General features: G+C 64.7%; 23 protein-coding genes and 1 pseudogene. 10 read left to right on the top strand and 14 right to left on the bottom strand.

What is annotated here, in order from left to right; translation table 11 throughout:
- Position 1: 1 nt before the first annotated feature.
- The 12 genes and pseudogenes from ACEN9P_RS01125 to ahpC all read right to left on the bottom strand — a co-directional run bounded on the left by ACEN9P_RS01125 (position 2) and on the right by ahpC (position 13,154).
- Complete coding sequence (locus tag ACEN9P_RS01125; protein WP_007874172.1) at positions 2 to 715, bottom strand: MotA/TolQ/ExbB proton channel family protein; 714 nt, start codon at positions 713 to 715, stop codon at positions 2 to 4.
- 33 nt (positions 716 to 748) lie between these two features.
- Positions 749 to 1,434: pseudogene (locus ACEN9P_RS01120) on the bottom strand (energy transducer TonB).
- A gap of 134 nt (positions 1,435 to 1,568) precedes the next feature.
- The gene (locus ACEN9P_RS01115; RefSeq protein WP_495620850.1) at positions 1,569 to 1,814 is read right to left on the bottom strand and encodes a (2Fe-2S)-binding protein; all 246 of its coding nucleotides are present in this window, start codon (positions 1,812 to 1,814) and stop codon (positions 1,569 to 1,571) included.
- A 265-nt stretch (positions 1,815 to 2,079) separates the two neighbouring features.
- The gene (locus ACEN9P_RS01110) at positions 2,080 to 2,787 is read right to left on the bottom strand and encodes a Fe2+-dependent dioxygenase (protein WP_477661966.1); all 708 of its coding nucleotides are present in this window, start codon (positions 2,785 to 2,787) and stop codon (positions 2,080 to 2,082) included.
- Between the two features lie 93 nt (positions 2,788 to 2,880).
- The gene (locus ACEN9P_RS01105; RefSeq protein WP_495620849.1) at positions 2,881 to 5,199 is read right to left on the bottom strand and encodes a TonB-dependent receptor; all 2,319 of its coding nucleotides are present in this window, start codon (positions 5,197 to 5,199) and stop codon (positions 2,881 to 2,883) included.
- A 350-nt stretch (positions 5,200 to 5,549) separates the two neighbouring features.
- Positions 5,550 to 6,026, bottom strand: coding sequence for a bacterioferritin (gene bfr / locus ACEN9P_RS01100; RefSeq protein WP_477661968.1), 477 nt, complete (start codon positions 6,024 to 6,026; stop codon positions 5,550 to 5,552).
- 134 nt (positions 6,027 to 6,160) lie between these two features.
- Entirely contained in the window at positions 6,161 to 6,934 is a 774-nt protein-coding gene (locus tag ACEN9P_RS01095; protein WP_477661969.1) for a ferredoxin--NADP reductase, read from the bottom strand.
- 185 nt (positions 6,935 to 7,119) lie between these two features.
- Positions 7,120 to 7,314: a hypothetical protein gene (locus ACEN9P_RS01090; protein WP_477661970.1), complete on the bottom strand. Its 195-nt coding sequence runs from the start codon at positions 7,312 to 7,314 to the stop codon at positions 7,120 to 7,122.
- Complete coding sequence (locus ACEN9P_RS01085; protein ID WP_495622116.1) at positions 7,311 to 8,477, bottom strand: PepSY-associated TM helix domain-containing protein; 1,167 nt, start codon at positions 8,475 to 8,477, stop codon at positions 7,311 to 7,313. Before ACEN9P_RS01085 ends, ACEN9P_RS01090 begins: the two co-directional genes overlap by 4 nt.
- Positions 8,478 to 8,495: 18 nt before the next feature.
- Positions 8,496 to 10,592 (bottom strand): TonB-dependent siderophore receptor, encoded by a 2,097-nt coding sequence (locus ACEN9P_RS01080; RefSeq protein WP_495622115.1) that lies wholly within the window; start codon positions 10,590 to 10,592, stop codon positions 8,496 to 8,498.
- A 319-nt stretch (positions 10,593 to 10,911) separates the two neighbouring features.
- The gene (ahpF, locus tag ACEN9P_RS01075; protein WP_477661973.1) at positions 10,912 to 12,483 is read right to left on the bottom strand and encodes an alkyl hydroperoxide reductase subunit F; all 1,572 of its coding nucleotides are present in this window, start codon (positions 12,481 to 12,483) and stop codon (positions 10,912 to 10,914) included.
- 107 nt (positions 12,484 to 12,590) lie between these two features.
- Complete coding sequence (ahpC, locus tag ACEN9P_RS01070) at positions 12,591 to 13,154, bottom strand: alkyl hydroperoxide reductase subunit C (RefSeq protein ID WP_495620848.1); 564 nt, start codon at positions 13,152 to 13,154, stop codon at positions 12,591 to 12,593.
- A 350-nt stretch (positions 13,155 to 13,504) separates the two neighbouring features.
- Between ahpC and ACEN9P_RS01065 the strand changes: the two genes are divergently transcribed.
- The 7 genes from ACEN9P_RS01065 to ACEN9P_RS01035 are packed head-to-tail and all read left to right on the top strand — an operon-like array spanning position 13,505 to position 20,573.
- Entirely contained in the window at positions 13,505 to 15,751 is a 2,247-nt protein-coding gene (locus tag ACEN9P_RS01065) for a TonB-dependent hemoglobin/transferrin/lactoferrin family receptor (protein WP_495620847.1), read from the top strand.
- 38 nt (positions 15,752 to 15,789) lie between these two features.
- Positions 15,790 to 16,149, top strand: coding sequence for a hypothetical protein (locus ACEN9P_RS01060; RefSeq protein WP_477661975.1), 360 nt, complete (start codon positions 15,790 to 15,792; stop codon positions 16,147 to 16,149).
- Positions 16,146 to 17,285: a hemin-degrading factor gene (locus tag ACEN9P_RS01055; RefSeq protein ID WP_495620846.1), complete on the top strand. Its 1,140-nt coding sequence runs from the start codon at positions 16,146 to 16,148 to the stop codon at positions 17,283 to 17,285. Before ACEN9P_RS01060 ends, ACEN9P_RS01055 begins: the two co-directional genes overlap by 4 nt.
- Positions 17,286 to 17,335: 50 nt before the next feature.
- Positions 17,336 to 18,268 (top strand): heme/hemin ABC transporter substrate-binding protein, encoded by a 933-nt coding sequence (locus tag ACEN9P_RS01050; RefSeq protein ID WP_477661977.1) that lies wholly within the window; start codon positions 17,336 to 17,338, stop codon positions 18,266 to 18,268.
- A gap of 23 nt (positions 18,269 to 18,291) precedes the next feature.
- Positions 18,292 to 18,675, top strand: a complete 384-nt coding sequence (locus ACEN9P_RS01045; RefSeq protein WP_495620845.1) for a VOC family protein — start codon at positions 18,292 to 18,294, stop codon at positions 18,673 to 18,675.
- Entirely contained in the window at positions 18,672 to 19,730 is a 1,059-nt protein-coding gene (locus tag ACEN9P_RS01040; protein ID WP_495620844.1) for a FecCD family ABC transporter permease, read from the top strand. The genes ACEN9P_RS01045 and ACEN9P_RS01040 overlap by 4 nt, the downstream gene beginning before the upstream one ends.
- Positions 19,731 to 19,733: 3 nt before the next feature.
- Positions 19,734 to 20,573, top strand: a complete 840-nt coding sequence (locus ACEN9P_RS01035; protein ID WP_495620843.1) for a heme ABC transporter ATP-binding protein — start codon at positions 19,734 to 19,736, stop codon at positions 20,571 to 20,573.
- A 3-nt stretch (positions 20,574 to 20,576) separates the two neighbouring features.
- On the opposite strand, the gene ACEN9P_RS01030 is transcribed toward ACEN9P_RS01035, so the two are convergent.
- Positions 20,577 to 21,362 carry a TOBE domain-containing protein gene (locus ACEN9P_RS01030; RefSeq protein WP_477661981.1) on the bottom strand — a complete coding sequence of 262 codons (786 nt, stop codon included), beginning with the start codon at positions 21,360 to 21,362 and terminating at the stop codon, positions 20,577 to 20,579.
- 116 nt (positions 21,363 to 21,478) lie between these two features.
- On the opposite strand from ACEN9P_RS01030, the gene modA reads away from it, so the two are divergent.
- Genes modA through modC form a run of 3 tightly spaced genes read left to right on the top strand, consistent with a single transcriptional unit; the run spans position 21,479 to position 24,034 of the window.
- The gene (gene modA / locus ACEN9P_RS01025; protein ID WP_495620842.1) at positions 21,479 to 22,234 is read left to right on the top strand and encodes a molybdate ABC transporter substrate-binding protein; all 756 of its coding nucleotides are present in this window, start codon (positions 21,479 to 21,481) and stop codon (positions 22,232 to 22,234) included.
- A gap of 13 nt (positions 22,235 to 22,247) precedes the next feature.
- Positions 22,248 to 22,940 (top strand): molybdate ABC transporter permease subunit, encoded by a 693-nt coding sequence (gene modB / locus ACEN9P_RS01020; RefSeq protein WP_477661983.1) that lies wholly within the window; start codon positions 22,248 to 22,250, stop codon positions 22,938 to 22,940.
- The gene (gene modC / locus ACEN9P_RS01015) at positions 22,937 to 24,034 is read left to right on the top strand and encodes a molybdenum ABC transporter ATP-binding protein (protein ID WP_477661984.1); all 1,098 of its coding nucleotides are present in this window, start codon (positions 22,937 to 22,939) and stop codon (positions 24,032 to 24,034) included. The genes modB and modC overlap by 4 nt, the downstream gene beginning before the upstream one ends.
- Here modC and ACEN9P_RS01010 read toward each other — a convergent pair.
- Positions 24,031 to 24,879 (bottom strand): dienelactone hydrolase family protein, encoded by an 849-nt coding sequence (locus tag ACEN9P_RS01010; RefSeq protein WP_477661985.1) that lies wholly within the window; start codon positions 24,877 to 24,879, stop codon positions 24,031 to 24,033. The genes modC and ACEN9P_RS01010 overlap by 4 nt on opposite strands.
- Positions 24,880 to 24,964: the final 85 nt, after the last annotated feature.

The raw sequence follows: 24,964 nt of genomic DNA, 5'->3' as shown, positions 1-24,964 counted from the left end.
CTCAGGCCTTTTTCATGGCCACGACGTTGGCCTGGCCCCCGGCGCTCACGCGGGCGCCGGTCACGAAGTAGGCATGCAGGTCGTGCGCGAAGCGGTTGAGCTTTTGCAGCACGCCCTTGTTGCCGCGCACCAGCGCGTTGTAGCCCAGCACGGCGGGAATGGCCACGGCCAGGCCCAGGGCCGTCATGATCAGCGATTCGCCGATGGGGCCGGCCACCTTGTCGATGGTCGCCTGGCCGGCCGCGCCTATGGACAGCAGCGCATGGTAGATGCCCCACACGGTGCCGAACAGGCCGACGAAGGGCGCGGTCGAGCCGACGGAGGCCAGGATGGCCAGGCCGGACTGCAGCTTGCCGGTGAATTCGTCGATGGTATTGCGCAGCGTGCGCGTGACCCAGTCGCTCACGTCCAGGGCGTCATGCAGGTGCGCCTTGGTATTGCGGTGGTGCAGGGTGGCTTCGCGGCCTTCGAGGGCCAGCTGGCGGAAGGGATTGGTCGGGTCGCCGCCGAGCTTGGTGAGGCCGGCCGCAAAGTCCTCGCTATGCCAGAAGTCTTCGGCCGCGCGGGCGATCTTTTTGTACTTGATGAGGTCCAGCGACTTGATGATGATGACCATCCACGAGGCCAGCGACATCACCAGCAGCAGCACCGCCACTGATTTGGTGACGATGTCGCCCTGGCTCCAGACGTTGGCAAGGCCGAATTGGGAATTCATGAATCAATACTCCAAGGTTCAAAAAGATTTCGCTCAGTCCTTTAATGTCCAGTTGATGGGGACATTGAAGGGCATGGCTTCGGGAACGCCGTTTCGCTTGCCGGGCACATAGCGCCAGCTCATGACGGCGTCGTAGGCGGCCTTGTCGAGGCGGGAAAAACCGCTCGAGGTAACGAGTTCGGCGCGCTGGGGCTTTCCGTCGGCACCGATCCATACCTTGTAAGTCACCTTGCCATGCTCACCGAAGCGTTTGCTCAGGGGGGGATAGATCGGCGTCGGGTTCTGCAGATAGTCGGCGTCGCTGGAAGGCAATTGCACAACTGGGGGCCCCGGCGGCGCTGCGGGTGCGACGGCCACGGGCGCGGGCGGCAGCGGCGGCGTGACCACGCCCGTCGGGGCATTCGGGAGGGCGCCGGGTCGGGAATGGCCAGGGGTTGGGGTGCTGGCTGTACGGGAGCCTTGGCCACCGGCTTTTTTTGCACAGATGGAGTTGGCGGCGTGGGCGGCACCGGCTCCACCTTGGGAGCTGGTGGGCTTATGAATTGCGTCAGGATTTCAGCGGGCACCACGATTTCCGCTGCGCGCATCAGCAAGCCGCTTTGCAGTGCCCAGATAAAGCCTATGTGCAGGCCGACCACGACCAGGGCGATCACGGCATTCCGGCTCAGGGGCTGGCGCGGCGCGGGCGGGCGCGGGGCGGTGGAGAAAGTGGCGGTCATCGGGAAATGGTGGGTAGGCGAAGGACCGCGAGTGTGTCGTGGCCCGGTTCTATCGGTGTTTGAGCAGAATCAGCGGCGGAAGATCCACCACGTGGAAGCTATCACCAGGACCAGGCTGGCGGGAAGTGCCGCGATCAGGCTTGGGGTGAGTGTTGCAAGATGTTCCATGGGCTGCCTTCCTGTGTGTGGGTGGCGAGCTTGATGTTGGCGGTCGGGCTGCTGTTGCTGCACTGCGCCACCACGTCACGGGCGCAGCCTTCGCATTGGCCGCACTGGGTGGCCACGCCGAGTTCGAACTGGATCTCGTCAAAGCCCAAGCCCGCGCGGGCATGGCGGACAATTTCGCGGTCGGAGATACGGCGGCAGACGCAAACAATCATGGAGTAGCTTGGCTGGGGATTGATTCAATCGGTGTGCAGATTATAAATGCGAATCTGTCGCATTTGCAATCTTGAAGGTGTTATTTCGGTATCGGGCTGCCGCCGGTAAGCCATCCACCGTCAGGTGCACAGCCCGGAAATCCCGCTAAGCGATACCTGGTAAGCCTTGGATGCTATGAATTTTGTAGTTTTCCGGTTGGCGCGCGCGACTGCGTTCTCCGGCCCCAAAAGACCTCTAGCGGGAGGGGCGATGCCTGGACGGACCTCAGACCTCGGCCCACATGCGGAGCAGGTTGTGATAGCAGCCGGTCAGGCGCACCACCTCCGGGCTTTCGGCGGCACCTTGGGCCGCGCGTTCCAGGTCTTTCTGGCGCAGCGAGGTGATGGCCATGTCCATCTCGTACAGAAGCCGGCGCTGGGCGTCGGAGCGGACCATGCTTTCGATCCAGAAAAAGCAGGCCAGCCGTTCGCCGCGCGTGACCGGCTCCACACGGTGCACGGAGGTGCCCGGGTACATGACCAGGTCGCCGGCATCGAATTTGATGCGCTGCTCGCCGTAAGTGTCCTGCACCACCAGCTCGCCGCCGTCGTAGCCGGCCGGGTCGCTGAGGAACAGCGTGCAGGAGATGTCGGTGCGCACATGGCGCGCCGTGGCCGCATGCGTGCGCACGGCATTGTCGATGTGGTTGCCGAAGTTGTTGGCGTCCCCGCCATAGCGGTTGAACAGCGGCGGGTAGACCGATTTGGGCAGCGCCCCGGTCACGAACATGGGGTTGCGGGCCAAGGCCACCGACACGATATGGCGCGCCTGCTGGGCGGCCGGCAATTCTTCGGGCAGTTGCAGGTTGTTCTTGACGGTGCCGCTCTGGCTGCCGGCGGTGATACGGCCGTCGGCCCAGTCGGCACCCAGGATCAGCTCGCGGACCTGCGCGAGTTCGCCGGGCTGGAGGGCTTGGTGAATGCGAAGCAGCATGGAGGCATCTCCGGAAAGATCGCTGAAATGAAAAAAGGCACCCGGAGTATCCCCCAGGTGCCCAAGACCTTTGAAAAAATTCTCTTCGTCGAATCAGAACTTGCTGGTCAGCGTCACGCGCACGCTGCGCGCGTCGCCGGGCGCGGCGAAACCGCGGTACAGCGTGTTGTAGTAGACCTTGTCGAAGATGTTGTCGATGTTCAGCTTGACGGTGTTGCCTTCGCTGATGCGGTATTCCACCAGCGCGTCGGCCTTGACGTAGCCTGGAGCGCGGTTGAAGGTGGTGACGCTGTTGGCCGGCTTGTTGGTGCTGACGGCTGTGAAGCCGCCGCCGATGCGCCACTTGTCGCCTATGCGGTAGGTGGTGAACAGATTGGCCTGGCGGCTTGGGCTCAGGCCGGGGTTTTGGCCGACTTCGGCCTGGCCTGCCGCGTTAGAGCCGGACTGGTCGATCTTCGCCTTCAGGAAACCAATACCCGCAAAGACGTCCCACTGCGGCGTGATGCGGCCGGCGATCTCGAATTCGAGTGCGTCGGTGTGGCGCTTGCCGGACAGCAGGTAGGAGTTGGTGTTGGTGTCCAGGTCGGTGTTGCGCTCGTTGTACTTCTCGGTGCGTGCCAGCGCGGCGCGCAGCGACAGGTCGCCGCCGTAGAGCTCCCATTTGGCGCCGATTTCCATGTTGCGGCTGCTTTCGGGGGCGGTGTTGGCCGATTGCGGATCGAACTGGTACAGGTCGCCCTGGGTGTTGAAGGACGTACCGTAAGCTGCGTAATAGCTGACCTCGTCAGTCGGTTGGTACATCACGCCCAGGCGCTTGCTGAGCAGGCTGTCAGACCGGCCAAGTGGTGTGTTGTTGGGCGCGGTGCCGCCGGGACGCTGGTAGTCGGCCTTGAAGTTGTCAATGCGAAGGCCTGCGACCAGTTTCCAGTAAGGCGCGAGGTCGATCGTGTCCTGCATGTACAGGCCCAACGTCGTGGCCTTGAATTGCGTTTCCAGTCTCTGCGTGAGATTGCCGCCTATGCCGTTGCTGATGGGGTTGCCGACGACGGTGGAGGGCTTGGCGGGGCCGCCTGCCGCCACCGCGAGGAAGGGGTAGCTGGAGCGGTCGGAGTTTTCCACCGCGTATTCGGCGCCTATCAGCAAGCTGTTCTTGCGGCCGAACCACTGGGTGGTGGTGAGGTAGTCGGTTTGCAGGAAGGTGTGGTGCTCATTGCCCGCCTTGGCATTGCCGGCACCGCTGGCGCCACGGCTCACCACCGTGTTGGCGTTCAGGTTGGCCAGCGTGGTGCCCGCGGCAAAGCTGGCCTGCGTGGCGCGCAGCGTGCGCGAATAGTAGCCGTCGCGCACGGTGGTTTTCAGGCTGCTGCCGTCGGCCCAGCGGTGGGTGTGGCTCAAGGTGACGGCGTCGGCCTTGTCGTTCTGGAAGTCGGTGTTCAGGCCGTACCAGTATTTGTTGGTGGGGCCGGGCGCCGGACGGTCGTTGAACCACGCAAAACCCCAGTCGGGCTTGTCGTTGTAGTGCAGGTGGTAGTAACTGATTTCAAATTCGTTGGCCGTGCCGATGCCGAAGCGGTAGTCCAGCGCCAGGCCGCGGCGGTGGGTGGAAGCGCTGGCGTTTTCACCGCGGCCGTCGCCGTCGGTGGCCATGGCGTTGATGCGAAAGGCCGCATCGTCGTCCAGCTTGAAATTGAAGTCGCCCTGGTAGCGTTGGTAGCCCTTGGTGCCGACGGTGGCGTTCACCTCGTGTTCGGTGATCAGGCGCGCCTGCTTGCTGACTTGGTTGATCACGCCGCCGGTGGAACCGCGGCCGAACAGCATGGAGGCCGCGCCGCGCAGGACTTCCACGCGCTCGGTGTTGAAGTTGTCGCGGTTGTACTGCGCGATGTCGCGCATGCCGTCCAGGTAAATGTCGCCCGCTGCGCTGAAGCCGCGCAGGCGGATGTTGTCGCCGACGCGGCCGCCTTCGCCGGCTTCAAACGTGATGCCGATGACGTTTTCCAGGGCGCTCTTGAAGCTGTCCTTGCCCTGGTCGTGCATCAGCTTTTCATTGACAACCGTCAGCGACTGGGGAATGTCCTTGGCCGCCACGGGCATCTTGCCGACGCTGGTGATGCCGCTCTGGTAGGTTTGGTTCTCGCGGTCGCGCGTGCCTGTGACCGTGACGGGCGCCAGGGTTTTGCCCTCGGCCTGCGTGGAAGTCGTGGTGCTTGCGGCGGCGGGTGCCGGGGCGGCGCTTTGCGCCCATCCGGACACCGAGACAGCCAGCATCAGCGCGCCCAGCGGCAGCAGGGCTTTGTCGGAAGAGGGGCCAGAAACCGCAGGTGCGGCGAGAGGGGCGAAGCTGTTGGTACCGGCGTTGCGGATTTTTTTATTGCGCGCAGTTTTTGCGGCGCGAGCGGACGGGTGTGCCAAGATGGCCTCCAAGCAGGGTCCGGCCTGTGCAGGCGGACCGGGTTCAGGAAAAAGCTTGGCTGGCTCGAAATCACCGAAAAGGGACGCGAGTTGGCTGGCTCGAAAAGATCGCTTGAAGTTTATCCCAAATGATAATGATTCGTAATATCTTGTTTCTAAATGCTGAAGAACCGGGTCCCGCAAGGCTTGTTTTTGTCGCAAAAATGCGAAACCGAGGGAACCAAAGTCCATTTCAAGGCGGGGAACACGCACGAAATGAGAGGGGCGGCAAAAGCTGTCGAAACAACAACGGGGCCCACAGGCCCCGTATTTTTTGAGCTGCACCGAAGGTGCGAGACTGCCGCAAGGGCTTAGCTGATTTCGCCCATCTGGCTTTGCAGATAGTTCTGTACGCCGACCTTGGCGACCAGCTCGATCTGGGTTTCCAGGAAATCGATGTGCTCTTCGGTGTCGTCCAGGATTTCCTGCAGCAAATCGCGCGAGACATAGTCGCGCACGCTTTCGCAGTGAGCGATGCCGTCCTTGATGGTTGCCTGCGCGCCGGTTTCGGCTTTCAGGTCGCAGTTCAGCGCCTCCAGCACGTCCTCGCCGATCAGCAGCTTGCCCAGGTCCTGCAGGTTGGGCAGACCGTCGAGCATGAAGATACGGTCCATCAGCTTGTCGGCGTGTTTCATTTCGCCGATGGACTCCTCGTATTCCTTCTTGGCCAGCTTGTCCAGGCCCCAGTGCTTGTACATGCGGTAATGCAGAAAGTACTGGTTGATGGCCGTCAGTTCATTTTTGAGCTGCGCCTGCAGATGAGCGATGACTTTTGCGTCGCCTTTCATGGGAATTCCTTATCGTTGTAGTTCGGATCGCCCATTGTCACTGGCCGCAGCTCGCAACTCAAGCATTCCCCCTGCTGGCGCGGTCTGCTTGCGTTTGATTGTGAGAACTGTTCGTATTGTGTCGTGGGCGATGCTCAGCGCTCGGCGAAGGCGCGCTCCACCACGAAGTGGCCGGCGTGCTGCATATTGCCTTCTTCCAGGCCCTGGGCTTCCAGCATGGCCTTGATGTCGCGCAGCATGTCGGGGCTGCCGCACAGCATCAGGCGGTCGTTTTCCGCCGAGATCGCCGGCAAGCCGAGGTCGCTGTAGATCTTGCCCGACTGCATGAGCTCGGTGATGCGGCCCTCGTTGCGAAAGCGCTCGCGCGTCACAGTCGGGTAATACATCAGCCGGCCGCGCACAAGTTCACCCAGGAACTCATGCTCGTGCAACTCATGCTCGATCAGCCCGCGGTAGGCCAGCTCGGCGCTGGTGCGGCAGCCGTGCACCAGCACCACGCGCTCAAAGCGCTCATAGGTGTCGGGGTCCTTGATCAGTGAGAGGAAGGGCGCCAGGCCGGTGCCGGTCGCCAGCAGCCACAGCGTCTTGCCGGGCAACAGGTTTTGCAGCAGCAGCGTACCGGTAGGCTTGCGGCCCACCAGGATGTCGTCGCCGGGCTTCAAGTGCTGCAGCCGCGAGGTCAGCGGGCCGTTGGCTACCTTGATGCTGAAAAACTCCAGCTGATCTTCATGGTTGGCGCTGGCCACGCTGTAGGCGCGCATCAATGGCTTGCCGTCGACAGGCAGGCCGATCATGGTGAACTGGCCGTTGACGAAACGAAAGCCGGGGTCGCGCGTGGCGGTGAAGCTGAAGAGCGTATCGGTCCAGTGGTGGACGGAAATAATGCGTTCGGTGTTAAAGGCGCTCATGAGAAAAAGAAAGAAGGAAAGAACGAAAAGTAGTTTGGGCAATGCAAGAGGGCAGGAGGCCCGCCGCGCACTCCTTCAGTTCAGCCTTCAGATCGTGCGTGAGCAGCGCCGTATTTTATCGCTTGCGCGAAGCTGTCGTTCGCGACCGGTGCGACGCCATGCCGGCGCCAAGGTCTCACTGTTGCTCAGGGCCCTGCCGGCTTGCGGGGCATCCATGCGCACCAGGCCATCACGGCCACCGGCAGGCCCAGGCTTAACCAGGCCCACCAGTCGCCCCAGCCGTCGGAGACCAGCGCGCTCAGCAAGCCGCTGGTGCTGAGCAGGCCCAGCACCAGCGGCCAGCGCCAAAGGCGCCAGAAGGAGTTTGCCGCCGTGCTCATGCTGCACCGCCCGGTGCCTTGCGGGCGAGGGTGCGCGGATCCGGCGCATGTGTGGTTGTGGCCGGCTTCGCCAGCGCCGGGTTGCGGCGCTTGACCCACAGGTAGAGGCCGCTGCCCAGCACGACGATGGTGGCGATGTCCAGCAGCGCCCAGAGGATTTGCATGGGCATGCCGCCGTAGTCACCGAAGTGCAGCGGCTGCGATACCAGCAGCGCCGTGAGGTACCAGGGCAGCGGCGGGCTGGCGGTGAGCGCGTTGGTACCCGCATCCACCAGCACCGGCTTGAGCAGGCGTGAATTGAAAGGCTCGTTGCCGCGCAGGAACACTGTGTAATGGTGTGGGTTGGAAAACGTCGTGCCCGGAAAGGCAATGAATGCCATCTTCATGTCGGGCGCGAGCGCGGTGGCCGACGATGCCGCCTGCTGCACCGAGGCCAGGCGAGCCGGCGGCTTTTGCCCCTGGTAAGGCGCCAGCAGTGCGCTGAGCTGGTCGTACTGCCAGTATTTGATCACCAGGTCGGCCCAGGTGTTGATCATCCCGGTGGCGCCCACGGTGAAGGCCCACACCAAGGTCACGATGCCCAGCAGGTTGTGCAGGTCCAGCCACCTGGCGCGCGGCCGGCTTTGCCGCACGGCGCCGAAGTCCAGCTTGCGCATAAAGGGCGCATACAGCACCACGCCTGACACAATCGCCAGCAGCAGCAAGAGGCCCATCAAGCCCAGGAACAGCTTGCCGGGCAGCCCGGCGAACAGGTCCACGTGCAGCTTGAACATGACGTACATAAAACCTTCGTCAAACTTCGGCTGCGCCAGCACCGCGGCGCTGCGCGCATCGACGGCGACGGTTTTGTTGCCGACCTCGGAGGTCGGCGTGTCACCCAGCGTGACGTACCAGAAGCGGTCGTCGTCGATCTCATGCGAGGCGAACATGGGCACTTTGCCTGGATGCAAGGCCTGCGCCACCTGCATCACCTTGTCCAGGCTGGCACGCGGCGTGTCCTTGGGCAGGTCGGGCGCTTCCACTTCGGTGCCCAGCAGGTGGCCGATCTCATGGTGAAAGATCAGGGGTAGCCCAGTCAGGCACAGCAGCAGCATAAAGACCGTGCAGACCAGGCTGCTCCACTTGTGGATCCAGGTCCAGGTTTTGACCTTGCGGCTGTTCATCATGGTGCTCCTTCGTGCCTAGAAACGGTAGGTGGCGCTGGCCACCAGGTTGCGCCGTGCGCCATACCAGCAGTCACCGCGCGCCAGGCAGGTGCTGAAATAGGTCTTGTCGGTCGCGTTGTTGATGTTGACGGCGTAGCGCCACTGCCCGGTGTCGTAGGCGAACATCAGGTCCAGCAAGGCGACGCTGGGGATGTGCGGGCCGTTGCCGCCGCCCTGTTGGTCGTTGAAGGAGCCCATCCAGCGGACGCCGGCGCCGGCCGAGAAGCCGTTCACGCCGGCGATGGAGAACCGGTATTTGGCCCAGGCGCTTGCCTGGTGCTTGGGCAGGCCCTCGAGCTGCTTGTCCAGTTCGGTGTAGTTGTAGTGCGCGACCAGTTCCAGGTTCGGGGTGACGGGGCCCTTGAGCTCCAGCTCCAGTCCTTGGGTGCGGGTGGCGCCGACCTGGGTATAGGTGTCGGGCAGCGGCGAGGCGATCTGGTTTTTCTCGCGCAGGTCGTAGAGCGCCGCGCTGAAAGCCAGCGCCCGGCCCGCCGGCTCGTATTTCAGGCCCAGCTCCCATTGCTCGCCGCGTAGCGGCTTGAATACCTGGCCTTTGATGGCTGCTTGTGGTGTGAACGATTCGCTGTAACTTACATAAGGCGACCAGCCCGAGGGGAAGGCGTACATCAGGCCCAGGCGCTTGGTCGTGGCCTTGCTTTCTTCCTCGGGGCTGCCGTCGGCGCCCGCGACGGCCTTGTCATGGCGCAGGCCCGCGGTGACGATCCAGTGGTCCCACTTCATCTGGTCCTGCATATACAAACCAGTCTGGCGCTGGGTGGTGCGCGGCAACGCCGTACGGTCCGGAACCAGCAGGTTGCCGTAGACCGGCGCATAGGCATCTATGTCGCTGACCGTCGCGCCCGACCAGACGTTCTCGCGGTGGCGCGCGAAATCCGCACCGAACAACAGCGTGTGCTGCAGGGCACCGGTGTTGAAATGGCCTTCGACGTGGTTGTCGAGCGCAGTGATGCGGTTGCGTGTCAGCGAACTGTCGTTGATGCGTCCCAGCCGCCGCTTGGCCACCGGGTCCGATCCCCAACTGCCCGGGGCCGTGAAGAAGTCGCCATAGTGGTAGCGGTTGTCGTTCTCGTTGCGCGAGACGCGGAAGTTCTGGCGCACTGTCCAGTTGTCGTTGAACTTGTGCTCGAACAGCCAGCCGAAAGTCTTGCGCTCGGAGTTGTAGTAGTCGCCGGGCTCCCCGATGAAACGGCTGGTCGGCAGGCGGCCGTTGGGGTTGGGCAGCAGCGTGCCCTCCCACGGGAAGAATTGCGAAGTCGAGCCGCTCTTGTCTTTCTGCCACAGCGCCTGCAGGGTTAATGAGGTGGCGGCGCTGGGTCGCCAGGTCAGCGAGGGTGAGAGCAGGCTGCGGTCGTCCGGCACGTAGTCCACCTGTGTGCCCGATGAGCGCTTGAGCGCGACCAGCCGGTACAGCCACTCACCGTCCTGCGTGAGCGGGCCGGTCAGGTCTAGCTGGAGTTGTTTGCGGCCATAGCTGCCGTATTGCACAGCCACTTCGTGCTGGGCTTCGGCTAGCGGCCTTTTGCTGACCATATTGATCACGCCGGCGGCGGTGCCCGCGCCGAACAGCATGCCCGAGGGGCCACGCAGCACTTCCAGCCGCTCCAGCGTGTAGGGATCGGCCCGGGTGCGGCTGGTGTAGTAACCGTAGGCCTCGCGCAGGCCGTTGAGGTAGTTGTCGGGGTTGCTGCCGCGCACCCGCACCGAGTCGGTACGCGAGTCCAGCCCGTAAGCATCGGAGCGCACGCCGGCGGCGTAGCCCAGCGCATCCTGCAGGTTGTTGGCGCCCTGGTCGCTGATCTGCTGGCTGGTCACCACGGTGACGGCTTGCGGCGTTTCGGACAGCAGCGTGTCGGTTTTGGTGGCGGTGGAGGCTCTTTTGGCGCGATAGCCTGTCACCGGGCCGGTGGCGGTTTCTTTTTCGGGCTCGGCGCTCACCTGCACTTCGCGCAGGGTGGTTTCGGCAGGGGCCTGGGCATAAGCGCCCTGGAGCGCGGCGGCCAGCGAAAGAACGGTGAACGGAGCCAGGCGGCGTGTGGCGCGCGGCAGGTGCAAGCTGGGCAAGTCAGAACTCCGGGAGGAACGCCAGGAAACTGGCGTGCGCACGGCGGCCCGATGCGCCACGGTGGGTGGCGGAAATTCAGGGGCCGCGTGGGCAGGTTGTTGGCTTGCTGCGCCTGGCAGCGCGAGAGGCTGCTGGGATGTCTGGCTAGCGGAAGATGAGGCAGCGAACTATATCATCGATGAGAGTAATTCTCATTTGAAAGACGCTAGAGCCCGTGCGGTCTTTGCCGAATTTTCCTCGCTAGCCGCAGAAAAAAAGCCGCCCCGGTCGGGGCGGCTTTTTGCGTTCAACGTTCACTGGATCGCGAGCTTATTGCGCGGCGATGGGGCTGCGGATCAGGTAGTCGAAGGCGCTGAGGGCGGCCTTCGCGCCTTCACCGGCCGCGATGATGATCTGCTTGAAGGGCACCGTCGTCACGTCGCCGGCCGCGAACACGCCGGGCACCGAGGTCTGGCCCTTGGCGTCGACGATGATTTCGCCGTGTTTCGACAGCTCGACCGTTCCCTTGAGCCAGTCGGTGTTGGGCACGAGGCCGATCTGGATGAACACGCCTTCGAGCGCCACGGTTTTCAGCTCGCCGCCGGCGCGATCCTTGTAGACCAGGCCGTTGACCTTCTGGTCGCCGGTGATTTCGGTGGTCTGCGCGTTGGTGATCACCGTGACGTTCGCCAGGCTGTTCAACTTGCGTTGCAGCACGGCATCGGCGCGCAGCGCGGTGTCGTATTCGATCAGCGTGACGTGGCCGACGATGCCGGCCAGGTCGATGGCCGCCTCGACGCCCGAGTTGCCGCCGCCTATGACCGCCACGCGTTTGCCCTTGAACAGCGGGCCGTCGCAGTGCGGGCAGTAGGCCACGCCCTTGTTCTTGAACTCGTGCTCGCCGGGCACGTTGATGTTGCGCCAGCGCGCGCCGGTTGAAATCACGATGGACTTGCTCCTGAGCGAAGCGCCGTTCTCAAGCTGGACTTCGATCAGGTTTTTGTCCGGCCCGCTGTTCGGGATCAAGGCCTTGGCGCGCTGCAGGTTCATGATGTCCACGTCGTAATTGCGCACGTGCTCTTCCAGCGCATGGGCGAATTTGGGCCCTTCGGTTTCCTTGATGGAAATGAAGTTCTCGATGCCCATGGTGTCCAGCACCTGGCCGCCGAAGCGCTCCGAGGCCACGCCGGTGCGAATCCCCTTACGCGCGGCGTACACGGCCGCCGCGGCACCGGCCGGGCCGCCGCCGACGATCAGTACATCAAAAGCTTCCTTTTTGTCGATGATCTTGGCTTCACGTTCCACGCCGCTGGTGTCAATCTTGGCGAGGATTTCTTCCAGGCTCATGCGGCCGTTTCCGAACATGGTGCCGTTGAGGAAGACCGTGGGCACGCCCATGATCTCGCGCTCCTTCACTTCGTCCTGGAAGGTGCCGCCCTCGATCATCGTGGTCTTGATGCGCGGGTTCTGCACCGCCATCAGGTTCAGCGCCTGGACCACGTCGGGGCAGTTGTGGCAGGTCAGCGAGACATAAACCTCGAAGTCGAAATCGCCATCGAGCGCGCGGATTTGTTCCAGCACGGCTTGCTCGACCTTGGGCGGGTAGCCGCCGACCTGCAGCAAGGCCAGGATCAGCGAGGTGAATTCATGGCCCATGGGCAGGCCGGCAAAACGCGGGCCGTGGTTTTCGCTCGGGCGGTTGATGGAAAACGAGGGCTTGCGGTGATTGTCGTCGCGGCTTTCCGTCAGCTTGACCAGCGGCGAGGCTTCGGCAACGTCCTTGAGCAGCGACAGCACTTCGCCGGAGGCCTCGCTGTCGTCGAGCGAGGCAACGATTTCAATCGGTTGCGTGGCGCGTTCGAGGTAGCTTTTCAGTTGGGCTTTGGTGGCGTCGTCGAGCATGGGGGACTCACTTTCAATGGCAAAACGGGATCAAAAGGGAACAAAAAAGCCCGGGACGGCACACATGTGCCGGGCCCCCGGGCCTTGTCAGGAGGGCAGCAGGGCGCTTAGATCTTGCCGACCAGGTCGATGGACGGGGCGATGGTCTTGGCGCCTTCGTTCCACTTCGCGGGGCAAACCTGGCCGGGGTGGGCTGCCGTGTATTGGGCTGCCTTCAGCTTGCGCAGGGTTTCCTTGACGTCGCGTGCGATCTCGTTGGAGTGCACTTCGGCGGTCTTGATGACGCCTTCGGGGTTGATCACGAAGGTGCCGCGCAGTGCCAGGCCTTCTTCGGGAATGAACACGTCAAAGGCCTTGGTCAGCGTGTGGGTCGGGTCGCCCACCAGCGGGAATTTGGCCTTGCCGACGGCGGGGGAGGTTTCGTGCCAGACCTTGTGCGAGAAATGGGTGTCGGTGGTCACGATGTAGACCTCTGCACCGGCCTTCTGGAATTCGGCGTAGTTGTCGGCGGCATCTTCGACTTCCGTGGGGCAGTTGAAAGTGAATGCAGCCGGCATGAAGATCAGGACCGACCATTTGTCCTTCAGCGATTCGTCGGAAACGTCGATGAACTTGCCATTGAGGAAGGCTTGGGTTTTGAAGGGCTGGACTTGGGTATTGATCAGGGACATCTAGTTGGATTCCTATAGGTGATGAAAAAAGGCTAAAACTTGCCGGCGAATCGATAGTATATAGCTTTTAATTGCTAACAAACGATTGACATTGACTATTGAGTGGATAGGCGCGATGCAGCCTGTCCGGCCACTATCCTTGTCGCTCCTTGTGACTTCATGGTGACCCACACAGAGTGGGAGACGCACCAGGACAAATGTTTCCCCGTTTTTTTTGCATCCAAATGTTGCGAATGAGAATAATTCGCATATACTTCGGTCTCTCCAGAGCCAGCCACAAGTGACCGGGAGCCGACAGGCTCATTCGCGTTGCCGCAGCAAGCCCTCCAAACCTCTTACTTTGGGCTTGCATGACTTCCATCCATCCATCCTCCCGCTTCGCGCTGCGCGAAATCTCCCTGTTGACCGCCTTGGCCTGTGGCGCCGGCTTTGCCGCGCAGGCGCAAACGGCTGCACCAGCCGCGGTGCAAGTCGCCGCCCTGAAAGAAGTCGTCGTCAGCGGTTCGCGCGGCGAGCAGTCGGTTGACGACATCCCGCAAACCATAGACGTGATCAATGCCGCCGACATCGAGCAGGGGCAGATCAGGGACATCCGCGATGCGGCCAAGAATATTCCCAACGTCTCCGTGCGCCGCGCGCCGGCGCGTTTCGGCCTGGCGCAAGGCGATACCGGCCGCGAGGGTAATGCCGGCTTCAATATCCGCGGCCTCGACGGTAACCGCGTGCTGATGATGGTGGACGGCATACGCATTCCGCGCAGCTATGCCTTCAGCCCCAACTCCTTCGGGCGCGACAGCGTCTCCATAGACCTCATCAAGCGCATCGAAATCGTCAAGGGTCCGGCTTCCGCGCTGTATGGCTCCGACGGCATTGCCGGCCTGGTCAACTTCATTACCTACGAGCCGGACGACTACCTGAAGGACGGCAAGTCGCTGGGCGGCCGCGCGTCCATCAGCTACAGCGGCGACAACAACGAGAGCGCCGTCAGCGGCACGGTTGCCGGCCGTGTCAACGAGATGCTGGCCTGGCAGCTGAATGTGGCCACCAGCAGCGGCAAGGAACTGGAAAACCGCGGCGACAACAGCGGCACCGGCTTCACCCGCACGGCACCCAATCCGCAAAGCGACAAGACCAACTCCCTGCTGGGCAAAGTCGTGCTGACGCCGACCGCTTCGCAAAAACACGTGATCACCTTCGAGCACGTCGACAAAAAGAGCGACTACAACCTGCTGACTGCGCGCTCGACCACGGTGCTGGATTCCTATTCGACCGGCAAGATGGACCGCGACCGGCTGACCTGGGACGCCAGATACAAGGTGGGTAGCACGCTGGCCGACAACATCCAGACCGTGCTCAGCTACCAGGATGCGAAGTCCAGCGACTACACCTACGAGCGGCGCACGGCACTGCCGCAGGAGCGCGTGCGCGACACGACCTACAGCGAACGCACGCTGCAGGCCAGCATCCAGGCTGACAAGACCCTGCGCATGGGTGCCAACTCAGCTCAGAAGATCACCTACGGCCTGGACCACACCAGCGCAAAAATCGAAAACCTGCAGACTGGCCTGGTGCCGCCCGCTGGTGAAAGCTTCCCGCTCAAGCGTTTCCCCGACACCACGGAAACCGCCACCGCCGTCTACGTGCAGGATGAATTCATCCTGGGCGACTGGAGCGTGACGCCGGGCCTGCGTGCCGACAGCTTCAAGATAGACGCGGCGCAGGCCGCCTTCCCGGTGCCCGCGGTGTCGATGTCGGGCTCGGCCGTATCACCCAAGGTCGGCGTCATTTACCGCGCTACGCCGCAGTGGAGCTTCTTCGGCAACTACGCCAGCGGTTTCCGCGCGCCCAATGCGGGGCAGGTCAACGGCTTCTTCCAGAACCTGGCCGGCGGCTACCGCACCGTGCCCAATCCCAACCTCAAGCCTGAGAAGAGCCGCAACATCGAATTCGGCGTTCGCGCGCGGCTGGAGCAACTTAGCTTCGACACTGCCGTGTTTTACGGCCGCTTCAAAGACCTGATCCAGGACGGCGCCATCGTGAGCGGCGCCTTCGGCAACCCCGCCAACCCCGCTGTGATCCAGTCGATCAACATCGACAACGCGACCATCAGCGGTTTTGAGATCAAGGGCGACATGAGCTGGGGCAAGTTCGGTGAGGGCAAGCTCAGCACGCCATTCTCCTACGGCTACACCCGTGGCACCGTGAAGAACACCGGCAAACCGCTGGACACCATAGATCCGGCCAAACTCAGCGTCGGCCTGAAGTACGAGACCGCGACATGGGATGTGCGCCTGGACGCGAACCACCATTCGGCCAAGAAGTTCGACGACATCAGCGCGCAGACCATTGCCGCCTCGCCGCCCGCGGTGCCGGTGGCGACCACCCAGTTCGCCGTGCCGTCCGCGACCACGCTGGACCTGACCGGCCAGTGGCGTTTCAGCAAAACCCTGCGCCTGAACGCCGGCCTGATCAACCTGACGAACAAGAAGTACTGGAACTGGTCGGACGTCCGCGGTGTGGCGGCCAACTCCTCCTTCCGCGACGCCTACAGCCAGCCTGGCAGGTACTTCACCGTCTCGCTGGTCGCCGATTTCTGATACCGACCTGCACCTTTTTCAAGCCAGAAGGAAAGCGCATGAGCCAGTCTCCCGACCATGGTGCCAACGACGGCGACACCGCTGCAGCCGACGTGCAGGGCTTGCCCCCGGCGCAAGCCCTGCTGGCCGGGACGCTGGCGTTGATGACCGGCCATGCCCAGGCCTGCTGCGAAGGGCAGCGCGCCTTGCTGGCCCAAAAGATCACCGACAACCTCCTCATGCTGTCGCGCCACGCCGGCGCGCCGCCGAATTTCAGGGCCATTGCCGCCAACCTGCATCCCCTGTGGGTGCGCCTGTTGCAGCAGGGCCCCGACCAGCCACAGCAGGGGCTTTCACCTGCGGACCCTTCTGATACCCATCGCGTGCTTTGGCACACAACCCCGGAGACCCTTCAATGAGCGCAGTCCTTCAAACCCCGACGCGGTCCGACGCCGCAAGCCAGGCCGATGCCGGCACTGCTCCCCTGAACCCTGCCGCGCTGCGCGAGCGCTTTGCCGCCGTGCGCAGCAGCGGCATGCGTGCCAAGGATGCCGCCGAGAGCCTTGGCATTACCGAAGGCCAGGCTGTGGCCGCCCACGCGGGTACGCACGACCTCGCGCTCAAGGCTACGCCGCTCAAAGGCCCCTGGGTCGAACTCTTGCAGGCGCTGGAGCTGTGCGGCCCGGTTATGGCGCTTACGCGCAATGAAGCCACCGTGCATGAAAAAACCGGTGTCTACCGCAACATCAGCGCTCAGGGCCATATGGGCCTGGCGTTGGGCGAAGAGATCGACCTGCGCATTTTCTTCAGCCGCTGGCATGCCGGCTTTTACGTCTTCGAGCCGGCCAATGATCCCAAGAACCCGGCCTCGGAAAGCCTGCAGTTTTTTGACGCGCACGGTGTGGCCGTACACAAGGTGTTCGCCCGGCCCGAGACCGACCGCGAAGCCTTCAGGGATGTCGCCAACCAGTTCGGCGACGCCGGCAAGGCTTATGCCTTCACGCCCGCTGAGCCCAAGGCCGCGCCCAAGCCCGACGCGGACATCGATGCCGCCGCACTGGCCCAGGGCTGGAGCCAGATGAAGGACACGCACGAATTTTTCGGCCTGATCGGCAAGGCCGGTGCCGAGCGCCAGCAGGCTTTCCGCCTGGTCGAAGGCCGCTTCACACAGAAAGCCGACCTGGGCATCGTGCGCAAGCTGCTCGATGAAGCCTCCGTGGACGGCACGCCCATCATGGTGTTCGTCGGCAGCCCGGGCTGCATCCAGATCCACACCGGGCCTGTCAAGCGCGTCGAGCCCATGGTCACGCCCACCGCGCAGTGGATCAACGTGCTGGATGCGGGCTTTAACCTGCACCTGCGCGAAGACAGGGTCAAAAGCGCCTGGATTGTCGAGAAGCCCACGACCGAAGGCCTGGTCACCTCGGTGGAAGTCTTCGACGGCGCGGGCGAGTTGATGGCGATGTTCTTCGGCGCGCGCAAACCCGGTGTTCCCGAGCTGCAGGCCTGGCGCGACATCGTGGCGCGCCTGCCCAGGCTCAAGGAAACTGCCTGAGCGGCTCATGACAGCGCTTTTTCGCAGCATTTCCCCACGCAAGGGCTTCCATGAAAACACCTCCATCCCCACTCCACCGGCGCGACGCCCTGCGGTATTTTTCACTGCCGGTGGTTTCCGCCGTCTCCAGCGTTTGCGGCCTGTCTGCGACTGCTGCGCGGGCCCAGGCGCCGGTGCCGGCGAAGATGCCGCGCATCGTCTCGGTGAGCGGCGCGACCACGGAAATCGTCTACGCGCTGGGCGCTGAAAAGCAGCTGGTCGGCACCGACACCACCAGTCTTTACCCGGCCGCGGCCCTGCAGACGCCCAAGGTCGGCTATATGCGCCAGCTGTCGGCCGAAGGCCTGCTCTCGCTCAAACCCGACGCGGTGATAGGCACGACCGAAGCCGGCCCGCATGTGGTGATGGACCAGATCCGCAACGCCGGCGTCAAGGTCGAACTGGTGGAGGCCGACCACAGCTGGGCTGAAGTGCAGCGCAAGGTCGCCGCGGTGGGGCGGGCCACGGCCCGCGTGGCCCAGGCCGCCGCGCTGCAGGCCAAACTCGATGCCCAATGGGCCGAGGTGCTGGCCGCCGTGGCCCGCAAAAGCGGCCGCAAACCCCGCGCCATCTTTATTCTTTCGCATTCGGGTTCGCCGCAGGTGGCCGGCGAGAAAACCGCCGCGCATGCGATGCTGAACTACGCGGGCCTGGACAACGCCCTGATCACTGCCGGCAGCGCCAGCAATTTCGCCGGCTACCGCGCCATGACGCCCGAAGCGGTGGTCGCCGCCGCGCCCGACGTGATCATTACCACCACGCAAGGCATCGAGGCCGTTGGCGGGCTCGAAAAATTCTGGCAGCGTCCCGGCCTGGAGCTCACACCCGCCTACAAGCGCCGCGCGCTGGTGGCGCTGGACGCGCTCTACCTGATCGGTTTCGGCCCGCGCCTGCCGCAGGCCGTGGCCGAGCTGCACCAGGCCGGCCTGAAGGCCGCCGCATGAACGACCAGCCCAAGAGAACCGCCATGACCGAAGTCCTTTGCGCGCGCACGCCGGCCGTGCTCCACTGCACCGATTTGCGCCAGGCGCTGGCGTTTTACCGCGACTGCTGGGGTTTTGCCCTGCGGCACAGCGTGCCCGGCGTGATCGCGGTTCTGAGGCGCGAGTCGGTCACGGTGCAACTTTGGCAGCGCCGCGCCGACATGGCGCCGCAGCAATTCGCCTGCCGCCTGCTGGTAGACAACATCGAACAATGGCACATGGCCCTGCAATCGGCGCCCGGCCAGGCGCTGCCCGCGCTGCTGGAGCAGGAGTGGGGCACTGAATGGGGTATCAGTGACTGTGAAGGCAACCGGCTGCTGCTGGTGCAGTCGGCCCCGCACGCCGCCAGGCGCAAGGCCAGCGCATGAAGGCCGCCTTGCACGGCGACCACAGGCGCTGGCCGGCGGCGCTGGTGCTGGGTGCGGGCGTGCTGCTGCTGGCCCTGAGTTTTATCGCCGGCAGCGCGCGCGGCGCTTATGCCATCAGCCCGCTGCAGCTGTGGAATGTGCTGCTCGACATGCTGGGCGGCAGTGCCCAGCCCACACCGGAGCACCTGGTCTTCATGAACATACGCCTGCCGCGGCTGCTGCTGGGTGTGGCGGCCGGCGCGGCGCTGGGTCTGTCCGGCGCGCTGATGCAGGGCCTGTTTCGCAATCCGCTGGCCGACCCCGGCCTCATAGGCGTCAGCAGCGGCGCGGCTTTGGCCGCCGGCATGGCCATCGTGCTGGGCAGCCTGTGGTTCCCCGAGATGCCGCGCACGCTGGGCAGCTGGACGCTGGTGGCCGCGGCTTTCACGGGCAGCCTGCTGGTCACCATGCTGGTGTATGCCCTGTCCCAACAGGACGGCGCGACGCGGGTCGGCCTGATGCTGCTCGCGGGGGTCGCCATCAACGCACTGGCCGGTGCCGGCCTGGGTTATCTCACCTTCCTGGCCACCGACGAGCAACTGCGCAACATCCAGTTCTGGCTGCTGGGCAGCCTGGGCGGCGCGCGCTGGAGCGCGGTGGCCCTGGTGTTGTCGGTGGTGACGGCGGCCGTGGGCTCGGGTATCGCGCTGGCCAGGCCGCTGAATGCCATCGCACTGGGCGAGGCGCAGGCGGCGCTGCTGGGCGTGCCGGTGGAACGCGTCAAGCGCCTTGCGGTGCTGCTGACGGCACTGGCGGTAGGCGCCGTCACGGCCACCACCGGCATCATCGGTTTCATCGGCCTGGTGGCGCCGCACTGCGTGCGCCTGGTGGCCGGGCCTGACCACCGCGTCGTGCTGCCGGGCTCGGCCCTGCTGGGCGCGGCCCTGGTGCTGGCGGCGGACAGCGCGGCGCGCACCATGGTCAAGCCGGCCGAGCTGCCGCTGGGCGTGCTGACGGCTTTTGTCGGCGTGCCGTTCTTTTTGTTGCTGCTGCGGCACTTTCGCAGCCGGATATGAGCCATGAACGCGCGCAACCAGACTGATTTTCTGCCGCTGGCCGGCATGCTCGAAGTGGCTGGCGTGGGCGTCGAGGTGCCGGGCCGCTCGCTGCTGCAGTCGGTTTCGGCGCAGTTCATCGCGGGCCAGGTCACGGCGGTGCTTGGGCCCAACGGCGCGGGCAAGTCCACCTTGATGTCGCTGCTGACCGGCCAGCGCCAGCCCTCGGGCGGCCATGTCTGCCTGGCCGGCAAGGCGCTGCCTGCCCATGCCCCCGCCGAGCTGGCCCGTATGCGCGCCTGCGTGGCGCAGGAAACCCAGGTCGCGTTCGAGTTCACCGTGCGCGAAGTGGTGGAGCTGGGCCGCTATCCGCACCGCCGCCATTTGGGCCGGAGCGAAGCCGATGTGGTGCTGCAGGCCATGCAGGCCACCGCGGTCGAGCATTTGCAGCACCGCGTGCTCAACACGCTCTCGGGCGGTGAAAAAGCGCGTGTCCACCTGGCGCGCGCGCTGGCACAGGTGTGGGAGCCTCTGGCGGGCCAGTCCGCGCGCTGGCTGCTGCTCGATGAACCTACCGCCGCGCTCGACCTCCAGCACCAGCACCGCATGCTGCAACTCATGCGCGCCTGGGCCACCGCCCAGGGTGTGGGTGTGGTGGCCGTGCTGCATGACTTGAACCTGGCGCTGCGCTACAGCGACCGCTGTGTGGTGCTGCAGGGCGGGCAGGTGGTGGGCAGCGGTACCACCGCCGAGGTGCTCACGCCGCTCTGCATTGAAAAAGTCTGGGGCATGGTGGCACACCCGGTGGCGCCGCAGGGCGGGGCACCGGGGCCCCACCAGTACCTTTTTGAGGCGCCTGTCTAGACGCTAGGCCGACAAGGCAATCACGACGGCCGACTCGTCGATCTGCGCCTGCACAGGGCTTTTGGTTTTCAGCCCGCTGCCCGGCGCCGCAAAACCCACCAGCTGCAAGCCGCCGTCAAGCTGCAGCGACACCTCGTCGCCGCCGGTCCCGCGACTGATCCGCACGGCCTGGCCCCTCAGGCTTTGCACACCTGGCGGTGTGGGGTTTTGCGCGCTGACCACCACCGCTGTGGCCTTGCACAGCGCCAGCACGGCCTGTCCTTTTTTCAGGCCGAGCAGCTCGGCGCTGGCCTTGGTGATGCGCGAGACCAGCGCGGCGCCGCCGGCCAGCCTCAGATGCACATGCGCCACCTGGCCCCGCAGCGCCAGCTTGTCGACTTCGCAAGGCAGCTGGTTGCGCATGCTGGTGCGCACACCCATGTTGGAGAGTGTGGGCAGAGCGCGCGGCAGCAGCAGTTCATTGGACTTGAAACCGGCCAGTACCTGGCTGCGGGTTTCGTTCAGGAGGCCGGCGACCGCCAGCAATTTCTGGCCCGCCGGCGTCAACGTCGCGCCGCCGCCGCCCGAGCCGCCCACGGCGCGCTCCACCAGCGCCACGCCGGCCAGGTTGCTCAGGGTGTCGATGGCCTGCCAGGCGGCCTTGTAGCTGACTTCGGCTTGGCGCGCTGCCTGCGAGATCGAGCCGCTTTCGCCGACCAGGCGCAGGATGTCGATGCGCTTGTCGGCCGGTTCGTGGCCCAAGGCGCTGGCGAAGGAGGGGGCGGTGGATGTGGCTGCGGGTTTTTTCATGGAAGGCCCAAGGGCAGGCAGCGCTATTCTAAAATAGAATAGCGCTTGGGTGGAAGGCTTGGCTGCCAAGGCCGCTTCGCCCATCACTTTCCCTCTTTCAGTTCCGGAGCCTTCTGATGTCCAAAACCTTGTTGCGCTGGTTGCCTGCGTTGTGTCTTGCACTGGTCTCGACAGCCGCGCTGGCCGACGACGTCCAGGTCGCCGTCGCGGCCAATTTCACGGCGCCCATGAAGCAGATCGCCGCGGACTTTGAAAAAGAGACTGGCCACAAGGCGGTGCTGACCTTTGGCGCCACCGGCAAGTTCTACGCGCAGATCAGTAACGGCGCGCCCTTCGAACTGTTCCTCGCGGCCGACGATGAAACCCCCGCGAGGCTTGAGAAAGAGGGCGCGGCCGTGAACGGCAGCCGCTTCACCTATGCCACCGGCAAGCTGGTGCTCTGGTCGGCCCAGCCCGGCCTGGTCGATGCGCAGGGCGAGGTCCTGAAAAAGGGCAACTTCAAAAAGATCGCCATCGCCGCGCCCAAGCTTGCGCCCTATGGCGCAGCGGCCGTCGAAACCATGAACAAGCTGGGCCTGCAGGCCGCGCTGGAGCCCAAGCTGGTGCAGGGCGAAAGCATAGGCCAGGCCTTCAGCTTTGTCTCCACCGGCAATGCCGAACTCGGTTTTATTGCGTTGTCGCAGGTCTATGAAGGCGGCAAGATCAAATCCGGCTCGGCCTGGATAGTTCCCGAGAGCCTGCATAGCCCCATCCGCCAGGACGCGGTGCTGCTGGCCAGGGCCAAGGACAGCAAGGCCGCGGCGCAGCTGATGGCCTATCTCAAGACCGACAAGGCCAGGGCGGTGATACGCGCCTTCGGCTATGAGCCCTGAAGCACGGCCGGCCATGCTGGATACCGCAGGACTGCAGGCACTCGCGCTGACCTTGCGGCTGGCGGCGACCACCACCTTGGTGTTGCTGCTGGCCGGAACGCCGCTGGCCTGGTGGCTGGCGCGCACGCGCTCCTGGCTCAAGGGGCCGGTGGGCGCGCTGGTGGCCTTGCCGCTGGTCTTGCCGCCGGTGGTGCTGGGCTTTTACCTGCTGGTGCTGATGGGGCCGAACGGCGCGGTCGGCCGGCTCACGCAGTCGCTGGGCTGGGGCCTGCTGCCTTTCAGCTTTGCCGGCCTGGTGGTCGGTTCGGTGCTGTACTCCATGCCTTTTGTGGTGCAGCCGTTGCAAAACGCTTTTGAAGCCCTGGGCGAGCGGCCGCTGGAGGCCGCCGCCACCTTGCGGGCCTCGCCGCTGGATACTTTTTTCAGCGTGGTGCTGCCGCTGGCACGGCCCGCCTACCTGACGGCCGCCGTCATGGGCTTCGCGCACACGGTGGGCGAGTTCGGCATCGTGCTCATGATGGGCGGCAACATCCCCGGCAAGACGCGTGTGATGTCGGTGCAGATCTACGACCATGTGGAGGCGCTCGAATACAGCCAGGCGCACTGGCTGGCCGGCGGCCTGCTGGTGTTTTCCTTCCTGGTGCTGCTGGCGCTCTACACCTTGAATACCCTGCAGCCGGGCCGGCGCAAAGGGCAGGGCACATGAAGCCCGCCGTCCCATCCGAAGGCGGTATCACCGCATCTTTCCGCCGGGCATTCCCCGGCTTTTCGCTCGATGTGTCACTGGCCGTGCCGGGGCGCGGCGTCACAGCCATCTTCGGCCCTTCGGGTTCCGGCAAGACCAGCCTGCTGCGCAGCATCGCCGGGCTGGAGCGATCCGGCAGTGGCTACCTTGCCGTCAACGGCGAGCTCTGGCAAGACGATGCCGTGGGTGTCTTTATGCCCGTGCACCAGCGCCCCTTGGGTTATGTATTCCAGGAGGCCAGCCTGTTTGAGCACCTGGACGTGCGCCGCAACCTCGACTTCGGCCTGCGCCGTGTGCCGCCGGCCCAGCGCCGTGTCTCGCTCGAACAAGTCATCGCGCTGCTGGGCCTGCAGGCGCTGATGCAGCGCATGCCGGCCACACTCTCGGGCGGCGAGCGCCAGCGTGTGGCGATCGCCCGGGCGCTGGCCACCAGCCCGCGCCTGCTGCTGATGGACGAGCCCCTGGCCTCGCTGGATGTCGCCCGCAAGGCTGAAATCCTGCCATACCTGGAACGCCTGCATGACGAACTCGACATGCCCGTGCTTTATGTGAGCCATGCGCCTGATGAAGTCGCGCGGCTGGCCGACCACCTGGTGCTGCTGGATGCCGGCCGGGTCACGGCTTCGGGCCCCACGCGCGAACTGATGACGCGGCTGGACCTGCCGCTGGCGCACGGCGATGCCGCGGCCGCTGTGCTGGACGCGGTGGTCAGCGCCGTCGAGCCCGATTGGCACATGAGCCATGCCGAGTTCCCCGGCGGCCGCGTGAGCCTGCTCAACCCCACGCTGCAGGTCGGCCAGCGCGTGCGCGTGCGCATCCAGGCGCGCGACGTGAGCCTCACGCTGGCGCGCCAGGAGGGCACCAGCGTGCAGAACATCTTCCCGGTCACCGTCACCGGCCTGGCGGCCGACAGCCCGGGCCAGCTCATGGTGGGCCTGGACGCCGGCGGCAGCGCGCTGCTGGCCCGCATCACGCAGAAGTCGGCCCAGGCACTGCGATTGCAGCCGGGCAGCCGCGTGTTCGCCCAGGTCAAGGGCGTGGCGGTGTTGGGCTAAGAACCTGTTGACGGTCTGAGGCGCTGGGCAAAAAAGGCCAGGATCTCGTCGCGCGCCGCCAGTGTGGGCTGGCCCGCCTCATCGACCAGGTGGGCGGTCACCACGCTGTGTGGCGTGGGTACATGCCGGGCGAAGAAGGGCGGCACTTCGGTATTGGCGGAGCTGTCCGGCAGCACCCTGCCCACAAAACGGTCGCCCAGGGCCTCGGCATAGGCCGCAAAGCGCTGGGCCCGGCAAAATTTGTCGCCTTCGAATCGGTAGGCCAGCACGGTGAGCTTCTCTCTATCGAGCCGCCGGCGCACAGCCTGGATGTCGGCGGGCGAGATCTCCAGGCCGGCCGGGTCGTTGAGCGGCAGCGAGGGCTGCGACAGCACAGGCGCCAGCACCGCGGGCTCCAGCATCATGGAGAGCGCGAAGTTGCCGGTCCAGCACATGCCGATGGCGCCCACGCCGGGCCCGCCGCATTCCCGGTGCGCCAGCCTGGCCAGTGCCGTCAGCCATTGCGTCACCGGGCTGGTCTCATTGGCGCGCAGCGCGCGGAATTCGGCGCTGACGCAGGCACGCTGGAAAACGGCCGCGCCTTCGTCGGCACCGGGCACCGCGCCGTCGCGGCCGAACAGCGAAGGCATGTAAACGGTAAAACCCGCATCGCGCACCCAGCGGCTGAAACGCGCGACCTGCGGGCTGATGCCCGGCATTTCGGTCATGACGATCACGGCCGGGCCCGAACCGGCCACGTAGACTTTTTTGGCCACGCCGTCCAGCGTGATGGTGCGGGCCGTGAAATCTTCGAGGGGGTCGTCCTCATTCATGCTGCGTTGTGCGGGGGAGGCAGAGTGGGCCATGGTCGTGCTTTTTGGGTGGAAAACCTGCATTGGACGCGGCGGGCGGCTAAACTGCGAGTGTCTATTTAGACATCTTTAAGGCTTT

It is taken from the genome of Polaromonas sp. Polasp52, assembly GCF_059491565.1.
This window is presented reverse-complemented; position numbering and strand designations above follow the sequence as displayed.